Origin of the sequence: Burkholderia oklahomensis C6786, from assembly GCF_000959365.1 — a bacterium.
GTDB classification, from domain to species: Bacteria; Pseudomonadota; Gammaproteobacteria; order Burkholderiales; family Burkholderiaceae; genus Burkholderia; species Burkholderia oklahomensis.
In genome coordinates this window covers 333,100-347,671 of sequence record NZ_CP009555.1, presented here as the reverse complement: position 1 = coordinate 347,671, position 14,572 = coordinate 333,100, and the positions used below count along the sequence as shown (strand labels likewise).

Below are 14,572 nucleotides of genomic sequence, written 5' to 3'. Positions count from 1 at the left end.
CGCACGCCGCTGCAGGTGAATCATGAATACGAGCAGCCGGTTTGCGTTTGCCGTCCACGCGCTCGCGTTGTTGTCGCTGCAGGAAGGCGTGCCGCTGTCGTCGGACATGATCGCGGGCAGCGTGAACACGAATCCGGCGCTGATTCGCCGCCTGCTGTCGATGCTGGCGGCGGCGGGGCTCACGACGTCGCAGCTCGGCGCGGGCGGTGGCGCGCTGCTGGCGCGCGAGCCGTCGAGCATCACGCTGCTCGACGTCTACCGCGCGGTCGATGATGCGCAACTTTTCGCGCTGCACCGCGAGACGCCGAATCCGGCATGCCTCGTCGGACGGCACATCCAGGGCGTGTTGACCGACTACATCGGCGACGCACAGCGGGCGATGGAGGCGTCGCTCGCGACGCGCACGCTCGCCGACGTGACGGCCGACGTATTGCGTTCGGAGGCGTCCGGGCAGCCGGGCGGCGCGCAGGCGAGTGGTTGAGTCGTTGGATGGTCAAGCGGGAAGCGGCGGCGCGCGTCGCATAGGACGTGCGCGGCGGCTGCCGACTGAGTTGGGATTCGTCGCTGGCCCGACAACGGGCTCGCGAAGGATGAAAGGCCAAGGGCTGTCGCCCGATGAAACGCCGCGCGGCGGTGACGACGGGCGGACGAGTTGACTATGATGGGGATCGTGGATCCCTCTTTTTTCGATTGAATATGTAATTAATTTAGTTACATATTCGCTTACCAGGAGAATCGACATGACGCAACGCACTTTGAAAATCGCTCTGTTCGGCGCGACCGGCATGATCGGCTCGCGGATCGCCGCCGAGGCGGCGCGCCGCGGCCATCAGGTGACGGCGTTGTCGCGTCGTCCGGCGGCGGGCGCCGGGAACGTGACCGCGAAGGCGGCCGACCTGTTCGATGCGGCGAGCATCGCCGCCGCGCTCGAAGGCCAGGACGTCGTCGCGAGCGCGTACGGTCCGAAGCAGGAGGATGCGTCGAAGGTCGTCGACGTGGCGAAGGCGCTCGTCGAAGGCGCGCGCAAGGCAGGCGTGAAGCGCGTCGTCGTCGTGGGCGGCGCGGGCACGCTCGAAGTCGCGCCCGGCAAGCAACTCGTCGATACCGAAGGCTTCCCGGACGCGTACAAGGCCGTTGCGCTCGCGCATCGCGACGCGTACGACTACCTGACGACGGTGCAGGACCTCGACTGGACGTTCTTCTCGCCCGCCGCGCTGATCGCGCCCGGCGAGCGCACCGGCACGTTCCGCACGGGCGCGGGCAAGCTGATCGTCGACGCCGACGGCAACAGCAAGATCTCGGCCGAAGACTACGCGGTCGCGTTCGTCGACGAGATCGAGCAGAATCACTTCGTTCGCCAGGTCGCGACGGTCGCGTACTGATCGCGGCGCGGGCGCCGGCCGCGTCGCGTGCGGTGTCCGCGGCATCCATGCCGATCGGCCGGGGCGCTTAGCCGAGACGCCTGGTCGTGAGCGCGGCGCACCGGGTCCCCCCCGGTGCGCCGCGTCGTCATGGCGGGCGCGCGTCGAAGCAGGCGGCGCGCGCGTTGGGGCTACACTGGCGATCGTCGTCATTACCCATACGATCGCATGCCGATTTCGCCTCGCTTGCTCTTCGCTCGCGGCGCCGCCTTGGTTCTCGCGGCGGTCGCCGCCCGTTCGTCGATCGTCGCGGGGGCGATCGCGCGGCGTTCGGCGGCGCGCGCCGCCGCGCTCGTACTCGCGTTCGCCGGTCTTGTGCTTGCCGGCGCGCCGCCCGCCGCGCGAGCCGCGACCAATCCGAGTCTCGCAACCCTCCAGAAGCTGATCGCGCCCGCCGCCGCGTCGGACGCCGCCGCGCCGGCGTCGGGCGCATCGGCCGCCGCGCCCGCATCCGCGCCGTCGCCCGCGAGCGCCGCCGAGATCGCGCGCTCGTTCGACTCCGTCATCAAGATGCTCGACAACGACCGGCAGCGCATGCAGCTCGTCGCGCAACTGAAGCAGTTGCGCGGCGTCGCGCTCGCCGCGCAGGTCGCGCAGACGGCGTCCGCCGCCGCGGCGGCGTCCGGCGCGACGGGCACGGGGCTCCTCGGCGCGATCGCGTCCGGGATGGCGTCCGTCGAGGCGAGCCTGCGCGATCGCGACACGCCGCTGCGCTACTGGTCCGCACGCTTTCGCGCGGCGGGCAGCGAGCTGTACGGGCTCGCAAGCGGCGCGGGGCCGCAGCCGCCCGCGCAGATCCTGCTCGATCTCGTGCTGATGCTGGCCGGCTGGCTTGCGTGCGCGGCGTTTCTGATCTGGGCGCAACACCGGGTCTGGGCGCGCTGCGGGATCGCGGTCAAGCTCGATCCGAACCCGGGCGCGAAGGACATGCTGATCTTCGCGCTGCGGCGCGTCGGGCCGTGGATCGTGTCGTTCGTCGCCGTGCTCGCGATCGCGCGCGGCCTGCCCGATTCGCTTGGCCGCACGCTCGCGCTCGTCGTCGCGTACGCAATCGTGTCGGGCTCGGTGTTCGCGTCGCTGTGCCTCATCATGTTCGCGCTCTTCAGCGCGGGCCACCGGCGCGCGGCGGGGCGCGTGCTGATCGGGCGCTCGTGGGGGCTGCTGCGCCTGATCGGCGCGTTCGGCGCACTCGGCGACGCGGCGCTCAACCGCGACATCGCGTGGCAGCTCGGCGTCGACCTGTCGAGCCTCGTGTCGACCGTGTCGAGCATGGCGGCCGCCGTGCTCTGCGCGTGCTTCGCGCTCGCGTACCGGCGGCCCGTCGCGCACCTGATCCGCAACCGCAGCCACGCGCAGCGCACCGGCCATCGCGCGACGACCGAGATGGCCGACTTCGCGGCCGCGTTCTGGCCCGCGCCCGTGCTGCTGCTCGCGTTCGCGGCGGTGGCGGGCACGCTGCTCGGCAGCCGTTCGTCGTCCGATCTGCTGCGCATCTCGATCGTGAGCGCGCTGCTGCTCGTGCTCGCGTTCTTCCTGTCGGCCGTCGCGCTGCGCGTCACGCGCCCGCATCCGACCCATCGCAAGCGCCGCCACCGCTCCGCGTACGTCGCGCGGCTCGTGCGCTTCGCGGGCTCGCTCGCGACGCTCTTCGTCTGGCTCGGCTACGTCGAACTGACGTCGCGCTTGTGGGGGATCTCGCTCGCGCGGATCGTCGAGCACAGCGTCGCCGCGCGCGGGATCGCGCAGGCGGTGACGGCGATCGTCGTCACGCTGTTCGTCGCGTGGCTTGCGTGGATCGTCGTCGACACCGCGATCCTCGAGGCGCTCAGCTCGGCGAGTTCGCGCGGCAAGAGCCGCAATCCGAGCATGCGTGCGCGCACGATGCTGCCGCTCGTGCGCAACGTCGCGTTCGTGACGATCGTCACCGTCGCCGCGATCGTCACGGCGGCGAATCTCGGGATCAACGTGACGCCGCTTCTCGCCGGCGCGGGCGTGATCGGCCTCGCGGTCGGCTTCGGCGCGCAGTCGCTCGTGTCGGACCTCATTACCGGGCTCTTCATCATCGTCGAGGACACGATCTCGGTCGGCGACTGGATCGACGTCGACGGCGGCCATGCGGGCACGGTCGAGCATCTGACGATCCGCACGGTGCGGCTGCGCGACGGGCAGGGCGCGCTGCATTCGATCCCGTTCTCGCAGATCAAGATCGTCAAGAACCTGTCGCGCGACTACGGCTGTGCGGTGTTCGAAGTGCGCGCGCCGTTCTCCGCCGATCTCGACCACGTCACGCGGCTGATCCGCGATGCGGGCGCGGATCTGTGGAGCGACGTCGCGATGCGCCGGCTGATGCTGGGCGCGGTCGAGATATGGGGGCTCGACCGCTTCGAGCCGAACTGGATGGTCGTCAAGGGACAGATCCGCACGCGGCCGCAGCAGCAGTCGACCGTGATGCGCGCGTTCAATGCGCGGATCAAGCGGCGGATGGACGACGCCGGCATCGAGATTCCGCTGCCGCAGATGCGCGTCTATTCGACGGCGACGGGCGGTGTCGCGGCGGAGGATGCGAAGGGCGAGACGGCGCGCGATGAGAAGCGCGACGAGCGCGGTCCGGAGCGCGTCGCGCACGACGGCGCGGGACGCGACGGCGAACGGCAGGGCGAGGGCGGCGCCGACGCGCGCGTCGAGCAGCGCGCCGATGTTCGTGCGGCGGCTGCGGGCAAGCGGGACGCGTCGAGCGGTTGATGCGCATGCCGCGCGCGACGCGTGGCGGCGAAGTCGTGGCTCGACGGGCCATGGCTCGCCCGCCCGGCAGGTGCGCGGAAGCCGCGTCCAGGCGCGCATGAACGCGTGCGATCGAGGCTAGTTCGCCGCGCTCGCGTCGCGGATGCCGATATCGCGCTGCAGCGCCCGCAGCGCCGCGGACAGCACGCTCGCGAATTCCGGATGCGACGCGATGCCTTCGGCGTCGAGCTTCGCGCCGAGAATCGGCAGCGCAACCGATGCATCCGCAACGATCGAGGCCGACATGACAGCGAGCGTCTCCTTGAGCGCCGCGTCCGCATGCGTCGCGCGCGGCGACGCGTTGAGCACCGCAACCGGCTTGCACACCATCGCCTCGCAGCCGACCACCCAGTCGAGCGCGTTCTTCATCACGCCCGTCACGCCGTGCGCGTACTCGGGGCTGGCGATCAGCACGCCGTTGGCCGTGTTCAGCCGATCGCGAAACGCCTGGACCGGCTCGGGCATCGGATCGTCGAAGTCCGGATTGAACAGCGGGAACTCGCCGAGCCGGCGGAACAGGCAGACGCGCATGCCTGCGGGCGCGAGCGCGGCGGCCGCTTGCAGCACGGCGGTGTTGATCGAGGTGGCTCGCAGGCTGCCCGAGATCGCCAGAATGTCGATTGTGCGCATCGTGTCGTGCATCGTGAGGACGCGTCGGAGTCTATCAAGCCGGCGGGCCGGGCGCGCGGTCGGCTACGAGAGGGCGGGTCGCGCCGGTGCTTGCATTCGCGAGAGCCGTTTCGTTTTTGGGGCGGGATGCCATGACGCGGACGATCAGGACCGTCGCTGCGGATGCGATTGGCGCTTTCTCGGCGCCGAAGGCGAAGCGGGTTCGCCACTGCCGGCGCACGTGACCGATGGGCCCGATCTCACCGTATCGAGCCGAAGGCACCGCGGCGGCAAGTCTCGTCAGGTTCTTCTTGACGGCGAACGCGGCGGGATCGAGCCGATGCGTCGGGCGCGCGTTCTCGATTGCCGTCTCGAATGGCATCGAGCGAGCCGCACGACGCGGTCATGCCGCGGCGATTGCGTTTCCCTCCGTCTCGCGACGCGAGATGGTCAAGCCGGCGCGCCGATGCGAGCGTCGGCGCGAACGCCGCGGCGTCGAATCGTCGCCGGTCCCGGGTTCGCATCGGGGCCGACGGCCGCGCGCTCACGCATACGGGCCGGCGTCGACCGCGACGACGTCGTTCACGTGCGTCGCCACTTGCTCGCCGGCCACGCCGTACACGTGCAGCGAAATCGCGGGCGCGTCGGCCGGCGCGCCCGCATGCCCGAGCCGGTGGATGGCCGCGCGCCCGGCGCAGACATAAGACGCCGCGCCCGTCGGCCGCGCGCGCTTGCGCGCGTCGATCGCACGGCAGGCCGCGTCGTTCCAGCCGTAGACGATCTCCGTGAGCTCGCCTTCGAGCACCGCGTAGCCGCACCACGTATGATGGCCGTGCACGGGGCTCCATTGGCCGGGCCGCCACACGAGCGACACGACCGCATAGCGGCCGAGCGGGTCGGCGGCGAGCAGATGGCGCCGATAGCCCGCCGCGCCGCTTTCGCGTTGCGCGGGCGTGAGGAGTCCCGGCGCCGCGACGGCTTGCGCGAGCGCGGCGCGCAGTTCGCGTGCGAACGCCGGATGTCGCGACGGCGCGGATTCGTTGGCGAGCGCGTCGAACGCGGCGTCGATTCGCGCACAGAAACGCTCGATCGGCGTCGGCGCGGCGAGTGCGCGACGCGGCGCGGACGTCGCGCGCTCGCGTTCGCGCTGGTTCGAGGGCGCATCCGGTGCCTGCGGGATGAGGGAGGCGGCGTGGTTCATCGTTGACTCGGTCGTTCTTTTCCCGCAGCGACGTTGTGCGGGTCCGGTACGTATTTATACCGGTCGACTCGGAGAAACGGATTCCATATTGTTTCCTCATGCGAACAATGAATAGAATAATTTTCTATTTGCTAGGGACTGGGGAAATGGACGCGATCGATCGTAAGTTGCTCGAGCTGCTGCAGGAGGACGCGACGCTGCCGATCGCCGAACTCGCGCAGCGCGTGAATCTGTCGCAGACGCCTTGCTGGAAACGGATCCAGCGGCTCAAGGAGACGGGCACGATTCGCGCGCAAGTCGCGCTGTGCGATCCGCGCAAGCTCGGCGTCGGCACGACGGTGTTCGTCGCGGTGCGCACGAACCAGCATACGGAAGAGTGGGCGGCGCGCTTCACGCAGGTGGTGCGCGACATGCCGGAAGTCGTCGAGGTCTACCGGATGAGCGGGGAGACGGATTATCTGCTGCGGGTCGTCGTCGCGGACATCGACGACTACGACCGCATCTACAAGAAGCTGATCCGCTCGGTGCCGCTTTTCGACGTCAGCTCGTCGTTCGCGATGGAGCAGATCAAGTATTCGACCGCGCTGCCGGTGCGCGACGGCGTCGCGGGTTGAAGCACGGCGAGCCCGCGCGGCGCCGGCGTTCGACGCTGCCGCTCAGCGCCCCCGCTCGAGCGCGCGCCGGCGCTCGTCGGCGAGCGCGTCGCGCCGCACGAAATCCGCGACGAATTCGCTCGCCGGATGGTGATAGAGGTTGTACGGCGTGTCCCATTGCGCGAGCCGTCCGTCGTCGATCACGCCGATCCGGTCGGCGAGCGCGAACGCTTCCGCCTGGTTGTGCGTGACGAAGAGCGCCGTGTGGCCCGCCGCCTTCAGGATGTCGCGCACCTCGAACGCGAGCCGCTCGCGGGTGTCGACGTCGAGATTCGAGAACGGCTCGTCGAGCAGCAGCAGCTCCGGCGACGGCGCGAGCGCGCGGGCGAGCGCGATCCGCTGCTGCTGGCCGCCCGACAGTTCGTGCGGATACGCGTTCGCCGCGTCGGCGAGGCCGACGAGCTCGAGCATCTGCGCGGCGCGCGCGCGGCGTTGCGCCTTCGGCGCGCGGCGCAGCCCGAACTCGACGTTTTGCTGCGCGGACAGGTGCGGGAACAGCGCGTAGTCCTGGAACATCATCCCGACGCGGCGTTTTTCCGGCGGCACGTCGGCATCGCGGCTCGCGAGCGCGGCGCCCGCCAGCACGATCTCGCCCGCGCGCACGGGCTCGAAGCCCGCGATCGCGCGCAGCACCGTCGTCTTCCCGCAGCCGGACGCGCCGAGCAGGCAGCCGATCGCGCCGCGCTCGAGCGCGAGGTTCAGGCGGTCGACGATCGTGCGCCGGCCGCGCGGCGTGTCGTAGGCGAGCGTGACGGCGTTCAGTTCGAGCAGCATGGCGTGAATCTCAGGATCCGGATTTCAGTTGGGTGCGCGCGAGCACGATCACGGGCGCCAGTCCCGCCACGACGATCGCGAGCGCGGCGACCGCGCCTTCCTCGTAGGTGCCGCGCGCGGCTTCGGCATAGAGCCAGGTCGCGAGCGTGTCGAAGTTGAGCGGGCGCAGCAGCAGCGTCGCGGGCAGCTCCTTCATCGCGTCGACGAACACGAGCAGCGCGCTCGCGCCGAGCGCGGGGCGCAACAGCGGCAGATGCACGCGCCAGAGCGTCATGCCCGCCGATTCGCCGAGCGTGCGCGACGCCTGCTCGAGCGATGCGGGAATCCGCGCGAGTCCGGCCTCGATGCTGCCGGCGGGAATCGCGAGGAAGCGGATCGCATACGCGACCACGAGCGCGGCCGCCGAGCCCATCAGCACGAGCCCGTCCCGGTCGAACGCGGCGGCGATCGCGCGATCGGCGAGCGCGAGCGGCGCGAGAAGGCCGATCGCGAGCACGGTGCCCGGCACCGCATAGCCGACGCTCGCGAGCCGCGCGCAGACGCGGCTCGGCTGGACGCGGGCGCTGTCGCGCGCGCGGCGCGTCGCCCACGCGACGACGATGCCGCACGCGAGCGTGACGACGGTCGCGGCGAGCGCGACGGCAAGCGTGTTCGCGAGGCTCGCGAGCAGTTGTCCGGACACGCCGCCCACGAGATGCAGCCGCTTCGCGGTTTCGTGGACCAGATACGCGGCGGGCGCGCCGAAGCCGGCGACGACCGGCAGCCAGCCGAGCGCCGCCGCGCCGACGGCGGCCGCGCCGCGCAGCCGCCGCGGCTCGATCGCGCGCATCCGGCGGCCGTGCGCGTAGCGCTCGCGGCGGCGGCCGTAGCGTTCGAGCGCGATGGCGCCGAACACGATCGCGAGCATCGCGAGCGCGATCTGCGCGGCGCTCGCGAGGTCCGAGCGCGTGACCCACGTCGTGTAGACGGATACGGTGAGCGTCTGCACGCCGAGGAACTCGGACGCGCCGACGTCGTTCAGCGTCTCGAGGAGGGCGAGGCTCACGCCGACCGCGATCGCCGGCCGCGCGAGCGGCAGCACGACGCGCAGGAACGTCTCGACGCGGCCCGCGCCGAGCGTGCGCGCGGCTTCGATCAGGCTCGCCGATTGCGTGACGAACATCGCGCGCGTGCACAGATAGACGTACGGATACAGCACGAAGCCGAGCACGGCGATCGCGCCCGGCAGCGAGCGCAGGTCGGGCAGGCGGAATTCGCGCGGGCTGTCGAAGCCGAGCATCCAGCGCAGCGCGGACTGCACGGGGCCGATCGGATGGAGCAGGTCGAGGTACGCGAACGCGACGATGTACGACGGTACCGCGAGCGGCAGCAGCAGCGCCCATGCGAGCGTGCGGCGTCCGGGGAAGTCGTAGGCGGTGACGAGCCAGGCGGCGCCCGTGCCGACGCACGCGACGATCGCGCCGACGCCCGCGAGCAGCGCGAGCGTGTTCGCCGTCGCCTGCGGCAGCACGAATTCGGCGAGGTGGCGCCAGTGCGACAGATCGGCGCCGAGCGCGGACCACGCGAGCGCGGCGAGCGGCGTCGCGACGAGCGCCGCGATCGCCGCGGCGGCGGCGAGCCACCCGCGCGCGGCGACACGCGGGGCGAGCGCGCGCAGACGCTCGCCGACGCCCGCGCGAACACGCGCGAGCGGGCGGCGCGCGACGGCGGCGTCAGTTGTCAAAGCCGACCTTGTCGACGAGCTGGCTTGCGCGCCTGCGGTGCTTCGCGATCTCGACGAGCGGCAGCGGATCGACCTTCAGCGGCCCGAAGCCGGCGATCACCGGATCGAGCGTCACGCCCGCGCGCACCGGATACTCGTAGTTCGCCTGCGCGTAGAGCGCCTGCGCGGGCGGCGACGCGAGGTATTCGAGCAGCTTCACCGCGTTGTCCTTGTTCGGCGCGTGCTTCGCGACGGCCGCGCCGCTCACGTTGACGTGCGTGCCGCCGCTCTTCGCGTTCGCGAACGTCGGGCGCACGACCTTGATCGCGTCGCCCCACTTGCGCGCGTCGGTGCCCGGCTCCGCGTGCTTCATGTGACCGACGTAGTACGCGTTCGCGAGCCCGACGTCGCAGATCCCGCCGAGGATGTCGCGCGCGACGTCGCGATCGCCGCCCGTCGCCTTGCGCGCGAGATTCGCCTTCACGCCGCGCAGCCACTGCTCGGTCGCGGCTTCGCCGTCGTGCGCGATCATCGCGGCGACGAGCGCGGTGTTGTACGGATGCTGGCCCGAGCGGATGCAGACCTTGCCTTTCCATTTCGGATCGGCGAGCGACTCGTACGTGATCGCGTCGAGCTTCATGTTCTTGTCGACGTACAGCACGCGGTCGCGCAGCGACAGCGCATACCAGTCGCCGCGCGCGCTGCGCAGGTTCGCGGGGATCGCGTCGTCGAGCGGCTGCGAGCGCACCGGCTGCGTGAGCCCGCCGTCGACGAGATCGAGCAGGTTGCCGATATCGACCGTCATCAGCACGTCGGCCGGCGAGCGCGCGCCTTCCGCCTTCACGCGCTCGAGGAGCCCGTCCTTGACGAACACCGTGTTGACGGCGATCCCGCTTTGCTTCGTGAACGCGTCGATGAGCGGCTGGATCAGCTTCGGCTCGCGGGTCGTGTAGAGATTGACTTCGTTCGCCGCCTGCGCGGCGGGCGCGACGGCGGCGAGTGCGAACGCGAACGCGAGCGTGCGCAGCAGCGGGCGGGCTTGCTTCAGGAACATGGAGGGCTCCGGCTAGGGACGTGCGATGGACGGACGCTCCGGCAGGCGGGGCGTGCGGCCGTCGCGGAATGAAAATTACAAAATGAAAGATTTGGATTGTAATGCGAAACGGGAACGATTCCCATATGCGAATCGTTCGCAAAACATCTGACGAATGGCGCGCGGCGGGCGGCACGGGCAAGGCGGGCGGGGCGGGCGGCGACGCGGACGCGGTTGCGCGTAGAATGCCGGCTTGACGATTTTTTGACGGAGCGCAGCAGGCGATGAACGACCCGCGCAGCAAGAAGAATCCGGTGTTCGGCGTGGCGATTCTGATCGTCGTGGCCGTCGTGCTCGTGATCGGCACGATCCTGTACAACGCGATTTCGCAGAAGCACGAATACGACGAAGCCCATCCGCAGGGGGCGTCGGCGAGCGCCGCGTCCGCGCACGGCTGATCGCGCGCGGGCGCCGCCGGCGCGCCGCGCGCGTCGCGCGTCAGCGCGCGACGGCCGGAAGCCGCGGCCTGACCCGCGTATAGAACACGAGCGCGAGGATCACGAGCCACGCGGCGCCGACGAAGAGCGCGATGCGCGTATCGTCGAAATACCCGAGCATCGCGATCACGAACGCCATGAACGCGATCGTGAGCGCCGGGCCGATCGGCCAGAACGGCACCTTGAACTTCAGCGCGGCGGTCTCGGCCGGGCTCAGCCGGCGGCGCATCGCGACCTGCGACAGCAGGATCATCAGCCAGACCCAGACCGTCGCGAACGTCGCGATCGCGGCGACCATCAGGAACACGTCCTTCGGCATCAGATAGTTGAGCACGACGCCGATGAGCAGCGCGCCCGCCATCACGAGCACCGTGACCCACGGCACGCCGCGCGCTGACATCGCGGCGAGCGCGCGCGGCGCCTGGCGCTGCAGCGCCATCCCGTACATCATCCGGCCCGCGCCGAAGATGTCGCTGTTGATCGCGGAGATCGCCGCGCTGATCACGACGAGATTCAGGATCTCGGCGGCGGAACGCACGCCGAGCGCCGAGAAGATCTGCACGAACGGGCTGCCGCTCGAGCCGACGCCCGTCCACGGGAAGATCGACATCAGCACGACCATCGTCAGCACGTAGAAGAGCAGGATCCGCACCGGCACGGCATTGATCGCGCGCGGAATCACGCGCTCGGGGTTCTTCGCCTCGCCCGCGCTCATGCCGATCACCTCGATTCCGCCGTACGCGAAGATCACGACCGACAGCGACGCGACGAGGCCGCCGACGCCGTTCGGCAGGAAGCCGCCGTGCGACCACAGGTTCGACAGCGACGGCGCGCCGCTGCCGCCGAGCTTCATCCCGGTGAAAAGAATGGCCGCGCCGCCGCCGATCATCGCGACGATCGCCCCCACCTTGATGATCGACAGCCAGAATTCCAGCTCGCCGAACACCTTCACGTGGCACAGGTTGAGCCCGCAGATGATCGCGACGACCGCGAGCACCCAGATCCATTGCGGCACGTCCGGAAACCAGAAGCCCATGTAGATGCCGAACGCGGTGATGTCGGCGATCGCGACGATCACCATCTCGAGCGTGTAGGTCCAGCCGGTGACGAAGCCCGCGAACGGGCCGAGGTTCTCGGTCGCGTAGTGGCCGAACGAGCCCGGCACGGGCTCGCGCACGGCCATTTCGCCGAGCGCGCGCATCACCATGTAGACGGCCGCGCCGCCGAGGATGTACGTGAGGATGACGGCGGGGCCCGCCAGCTGGATCGCGGACGCCGAGCCGTAGAAGAGGCCCGTGCCGATCGCCGAGCCGAGCGCGAGAAAGCGGATGTGCCGCGCGCTCAGGTGGCGCTGCAAGTTCTTCATCGTGTCTCCGAATGATTGATGTCGTCGGCCGGACGCAGCGGCCCGGCGCTCGCGCTCGAAAAGTTGTATAGACAACTTGGCGCGCGAAAGATCATACCAATCGGCGCGCGCGGGCAGTAGTCAGGGAATCCCTGAGTGCCCGCGCGGCGCGAAACGGTGGAAAGGCAGGGGTGACGCGGACGGCTCACTCGGGCAGGCGGATCACGCTCGCGTCCTTGCGGATCAGCAGCGACGACGCGAGCATCTGCTTGCACTGGTGCGCGAGCACCTTCAGGTCGTGCGTGAGATCGGCGCTCGCGTCCGAGCGCTCGGCGTCGACGACCATCGAATCGAGCTCGCGCGTCAATTGCCGGGTCGCATCGGCCTGGTTCGACGGCGGCGGGGTGCCGGCCTCGGCCAGCTCGAGATGCTCGCGCACGGCGGCCATTCCCCGCTCGAGCGCGGGCGGGTTGCTTTCCGCGCACGCATGGCGCAGGAGCGGCGCGGCCGCGGTGATCTGCGCGCCGAGCACGTGGGTCTGCACGAGCAGGTCGTTCAGCTCCGGCACGAACTTCTGGTGCGCCTTCGGCTCGAGCATCATCCGCTGGAACGCCTGGCCCAGGTTCGCGAACGCGATGTGCACGTTCTTGCGCGCGAGCCGGTATCGATAGTCCGCGTCGAGGCCGGGCGCGACCGCCTCGACCGCCGCGGCGACCGCGGGCACGGCCGCCACGCCGTCGGCGACGGGCACGGCGGGCGCGGTCTTGCCGCGGCCCACGCGCCACGTCGCTTCGAAGTACTTGCGGGTCGTCGCGAGCACCTCGGCGACGAGATTGCCCATCGCGCGGTATTCCCAGTACGGGAAGAGGCGGCTCGCCGCGATCGCGATCATGCAGCCGACGACGGTGTCGATCGCGCGCTCGCCGATGATCCGCATGTTGCCGGGCGCGAGCAGATGGAAGAGAAGCAGCACGTACGACGACGTGAACACGACGCTCGCCGCGTAGTTGAAGAGCAGCAGGCTGTAGCTCATCACCATCGACGCGAACATGAACGCGATCAGCACGTGCGGCTCGCGGACGGTGTAGATGAGCGCGAGACTCGCCGTGCAGCCGATCAGCGTGCCGACGATACGCTGCGCGTTGCGCTGCTTCGTCAGCGAATAGCCGGGCTTCAGGATGATGATGCTCGTCATCACGATCCAGTACGCGTTCGTGAGCGGCAGGAGGCGCCCGAGCCAGAAGCCGACCGCGACCGCGATCGTCACGCGCAGCGCGTGCCTGAAGCTCGGCGACCCCATGTTCAGGTTCGAGAAGATCAGAAGCGGCGACATCCGGCGCTTCTGCAGGAAGCGCGACAGCGCCTTGTCGATCTTCAGTTCGGTCTGCTGCGCATCGGCGCTGCCCGACAGGTTGCGGCGCATCTTGTCGATGAGGCGCGTGGCGCTCCAGATCCGGCGGAACGTCGCGAGCACGGCCGCGTAGGCTTCCGGGTTCGCCGCCGCGAACTGCTTCTTGCGCATCAGCTCGATCTCGTATTCGATCGCGCGCAACTCGGCCTTTACGCTGATCCGCGAATGCGGCAGCCGGTTCTCGAGCACCGCGAAGCCGATCTCCTCGAGATCGGCGGCCGCCTTGCGGATCAAATCACGGTAGAAGATGATCAGGTCCGAGCCGCCGAACGTGCTGCGCACGAGCGGATAGTCGGTGTGCGCGCCGACGAACATCTCGTGCAGGTCGACGCTGTTGATGAACAGGTTGAACATCATCGTGCGGCCCGGGTCGAGCTTGCCGCGGCGCAGCTTCGGCAGGTTGCGCAGGACGATGTCGCGCGCGGTCTCCTGCGTCTCGACCGCGGTGATCTGCTTCGCGACGAGGTTGCGGTAGCATTCGTCGAGATCCGCGTCGAGATCGTAGAAATCCGCCCGCGCGAGCAGGTACGACGCGCACGCGAAGAGGCTCTCGGCGAGCGCCTGCTGCTCGATCCGGCGCGCCTGCCAGCGTGACACGAGCGTCGCCCAGTACGTGTACCAGAGCCCGCCCGCGAGGATCCACGCCGCGTTGACGAGCGCCTGCAGCGGCGTGAACTTTTCTTCGAGCGTCATCACCATCATGAACAGCGTCGCGAAGCTGATCTGCGGCCAGCGGTTGCCGTAGACGACGATGAGCGACAGCGCGAACGTGAGCGGCACGATCGTGAGCCACAGCGCGAAGATGTTCGGCGTCGCGAGCCCGGTGGCGAGCGCGGAGAAGAAGCCGATCACGCTGCACGCGAGCATTTCGTTGTGCTTGTACTTGAGCGGGCCCGGCATGTCGACGACGCACGCGCCGAGCGCGCCCGTCGCGATCGTGAAGCCGAGCTCGCGGTCGTGCAGCACGATGAGGCTCAGCACCGCGGGCAGCGACACGCCGAGCGCGATCCGTAGGCCGCCGAAGAAATACTGGCTGTAGAAGAACTTCCTGATTTCGACCGAATAGCGCATCGATGGGCGAGTGAGCTGGCGACGAGGCGCCGGGGGTGTTCTGATTGGCGACGAGTCTATCGTATTTCCGCGAC

The 14,572-nt window shown here is 69.7% G+C and carries 14 protein-coding genes; 5 read left to right on the top strand and 9 right to left on the bottom strand.

The window, feature by feature from the left end; translation table 11 throughout:
- Positions 1 to 22 precede the first annotated feature (22 nt).
- The 3 genes from BG90_RS01555 to BG90_RS01545 all read left to right on the top strand — a co-directional run bounded on the left by BG90_RS01555 (position 23) and on the right by BG90_RS01545 (position 4,163).
- Positions 23 to 481 carry an Rrf2 family transcriptional regulator gene (locus tag BG90_RS01555; RefSeq protein WP_010114684.1) on the top strand — a complete coding sequence of 153 codons (459 nt, stop codon included), beginning with the start codon at positions 23 to 25 and terminating at the stop codon, positions 479 to 481.
- A gap of 259 nt (positions 482 to 740) precedes the next feature.
- Positions 741 to 1,382, top strand: a complete 642-nt coding sequence (locus tag BG90_RS01550; RefSeq protein WP_010114686.1) for an NAD(P)-dependent oxidoreductase — start codon at positions 741 to 743, stop codon at positions 1,380 to 1,382.
- Positions 1,383 to 1,589: 207 nt separating this feature from the next.
- Positions 1,590 to 4,163: a mechanosensitive ion channel family protein gene (locus tag BG90_RS01545; RefSeq protein ID WP_082094583.1), complete on the top strand. Its 2,574-nt coding sequence runs from the start codon at positions 1,590 to 1,592 to the stop codon at positions 4,161 to 4,163.
- A 117-nt stretch (positions 4,164 to 4,280) separates the two neighbouring features.
- On the opposite strand, the gene BG90_RS01540 is transcribed toward BG90_RS01545, so the two are convergent.
- From BG90_RS01540 to BG90_RS01530, 3 genes are all read right to left on the bottom strand, one after another.
- A complete protein-coding gene (locus BG90_RS01540; protein ID WP_010121166.1) occupies positions 4,281 to 4,844 on the bottom strand; it encodes an NADPH-dependent FMN reductase in 564 nt (187 codons plus the stop codon).
- 22 nt (positions 4,845 to 4,866) lie between these two features.
- Positions 4,867 to 5,193 (bottom strand): hypothetical protein, encoded by a 327-nt coding sequence (locus BG90_RS01535; RefSeq protein ID WP_010121164.1) that lies wholly within the window; start codon positions 5,191 to 5,193, stop codon positions 4,867 to 4,869.
- Positions 5,194 to 5,355: 162 nt separating this feature from the next.
- Complete coding sequence (locus tag BG90_RS01530) at positions 5,356 to 6,012, bottom strand: cysteine dioxygenase family protein (protein ID WP_010111458.1); 657 nt, start codon at positions 6,010 to 6,012, stop codon at positions 5,356 to 5,358.
- A 146-nt stretch (positions 6,013 to 6,158) separates the two neighbouring features.
- Between BG90_RS01530 and BG90_RS01525 the strand changes: the two genes are divergently transcribed.
- Positions 6,159 to 6,626, top strand: a complete 468-nt coding sequence (locus tag BG90_RS01525; protein ID WP_010111460.1) for an Lrp/AsnC family transcriptional regulator — start codon at positions 6,159 to 6,161, stop codon at positions 6,624 to 6,626.
- 42 nt (positions 6,627 to 6,668) lie between these two features.
- Here the strand turns inward: BG90_RS01525 and BG90_RS01520 are convergent, their stop codons facing one another.
- The 3 genes from BG90_RS01520 to BG90_RS01510 are packed head-to-tail and all read right to left on the bottom strand — an operon-like array spanning position 6,669 to position 10,195.
- Complete coding sequence (locus tag BG90_RS01520; protein WP_010121162.1) at positions 6,669 to 7,439, bottom strand: ABC transporter ATP-binding protein; 771 nt, start codon at positions 7,437 to 7,439, stop codon at positions 6,669 to 6,671.
- A 10-nt stretch (positions 7,440 to 7,449) separates the two neighbouring features.
- The gene (locus BG90_RS01515; RefSeq protein ID WP_045568029.1) at positions 7,450 to 9,162 is read right to left on the bottom strand and encodes an ABC transporter permease; all 1,713 of its coding nucleotides are present in this window, start codon (positions 9,160 to 9,162) and stop codon (positions 7,450 to 7,452) included.
- Entirely contained in the window at positions 9,152 to 10,195 is a 1,044-nt protein-coding gene (locus BG90_RS01510; protein WP_010114696.1) for a Fe(3+) ABC transporter substrate-binding protein, read from the bottom strand. Before BG90_RS01510 ends, BG90_RS01515 begins: the two co-directional genes overlap by 11 nt.
- 263 nt (positions 10,196 to 10,458) lie before the next feature.
- On the opposite strand from BG90_RS01510, the gene BG90_RS36585 reads away from it, so the two are divergent.
- Positions 10,459 to 10,632 (top strand): hypothetical protein, encoded by a 174-nt coding sequence (locus BG90_RS36585; RefSeq protein WP_010102611.1) that lies wholly within the window; start codon positions 10,459 to 10,461, stop codon positions 10,630 to 10,632.
- 40 nt (positions 10,633 to 10,672) lie between these two features.
- Here BG90_RS36585 and BG90_RS01505 read toward each other — a convergent pair whose 3' ends face one another.
- From BG90_RS01505 to BG90_RS01500, 3 genes are read right to left on the bottom strand one after another with little or no spacing between them, the layout of a single operon-like run.
- A complete protein-coding gene (locus BG90_RS01505; protein WP_045568028.1) occupies positions 10,673 to 12,037 on the bottom strand; it encodes an amino acid permease in 1,365 nt (454 codons plus the stop codon).
- A complete protein-coding gene (locus tag BG90_RS31550; protein WP_010102614.1) occupies positions 12,034 to 12,225 on the bottom strand; it encodes a hypothetical protein in 192 nt (63 codons plus the stop codon). Before BG90_RS31550 ends, BG90_RS01505 begins: the two co-directional genes overlap by 4 nt.
- Entirely contained in the window at positions 12,222 to 14,498 is a 2,277-nt protein-coding gene (locus BG90_RS01500) for an FUSC family protein (RefSeq protein ID WP_010114704.1), read from the bottom strand. Before BG90_RS01500 ends, BG90_RS31550 begins: the two co-directional genes overlap by 4 nt.
- Positions 14,499 to 14,572: the final 74 nt, after the last annotated feature.

Bases quoted from the DNA above. Each gene is read 5' to 3' on its own strand.
- BG90_RS01550 (WP_010114686.1), top strand. From the start codon at position 741: ATGACGCAACGCACTTTGAAAATCGCTCTGTTCGGCGCGACCGGCATG.
- BG90_RS01545 (WP_082094583.1), top strand. From the start codon at position 1,590: ATGCCGATTTCGCCTCGCTTGCTCTTCGCTCGCGGCGCCGCCTTGGTT.
- BG90_RS01525 (WP_010111460.1), top strand. From the start codon at position 6,159: ATGGACGCGATCGATCGTAAGTTGCTCGAGCTGCTGCAGGAGGACGCG.
- BG90_RS01555 (WP_010114684.1), top strand. From the start codon at position 23: ATGAATACGAGCAGCCGGTTTGCGTTTGCCGTCCACGCGCTCGCGTTG.
- BG90_RS01500 (WP_010114704.1), bottom strand. From the start codon at position 14,498: ATGCGCTATTCGGTCGAAATCAGGAAGTTCTTCTACAGCCAGTATTTC.
- BG90_RS01530 (WP_010111458.1), bottom strand. From the start codon at position 6,012: ATGAACCACGCCGCCTCCCTCATCCCGCAGGCACCGGATGCGCCCTCG.
- BG90_RS01505 (WP_045568028.1), bottom strand. From the start codon at position 12,037: ATGAAGAACTTGCAGCGCCACCTGAGCGCGCGGCACATCCGCTTTCTC.
- BG90_RS01535 (WP_010121164.1), bottom strand. From the start codon at position 5,193: ATGCCATTCGAGACGGCAATCGAGAACGCGCGCCCGACGCATCGGCTC.
- BG90_RS01510 (WP_010114696.1), bottom strand. From the start codon at position 10,195: ATGTTCCTGAAGCAAGCCCGCCCGCTGCTGCGCACGCTCGCGTTCGCG.
- BG90_RS01520 (WP_010121162.1), bottom strand. From the start codon at position 7,439: ATGCTGCTCGAACTGAACGCCGTCACGCTCGCCTACGACACGCCGCGC.
- BG90_RS36585 (WP_010102611.1), top strand. From the start codon at position 10,459: ATGAACGACCCGCGCAGCAAGAAGAATCCGGTGTTCGGCGTGGCGATT.
- BG90_RS01540 (WP_010121166.1), bottom strand. From the start codon at position 4,844: ATGCACGACACGATGCGCACAATCGACATTCTGGCGATCTCGGGCAGC.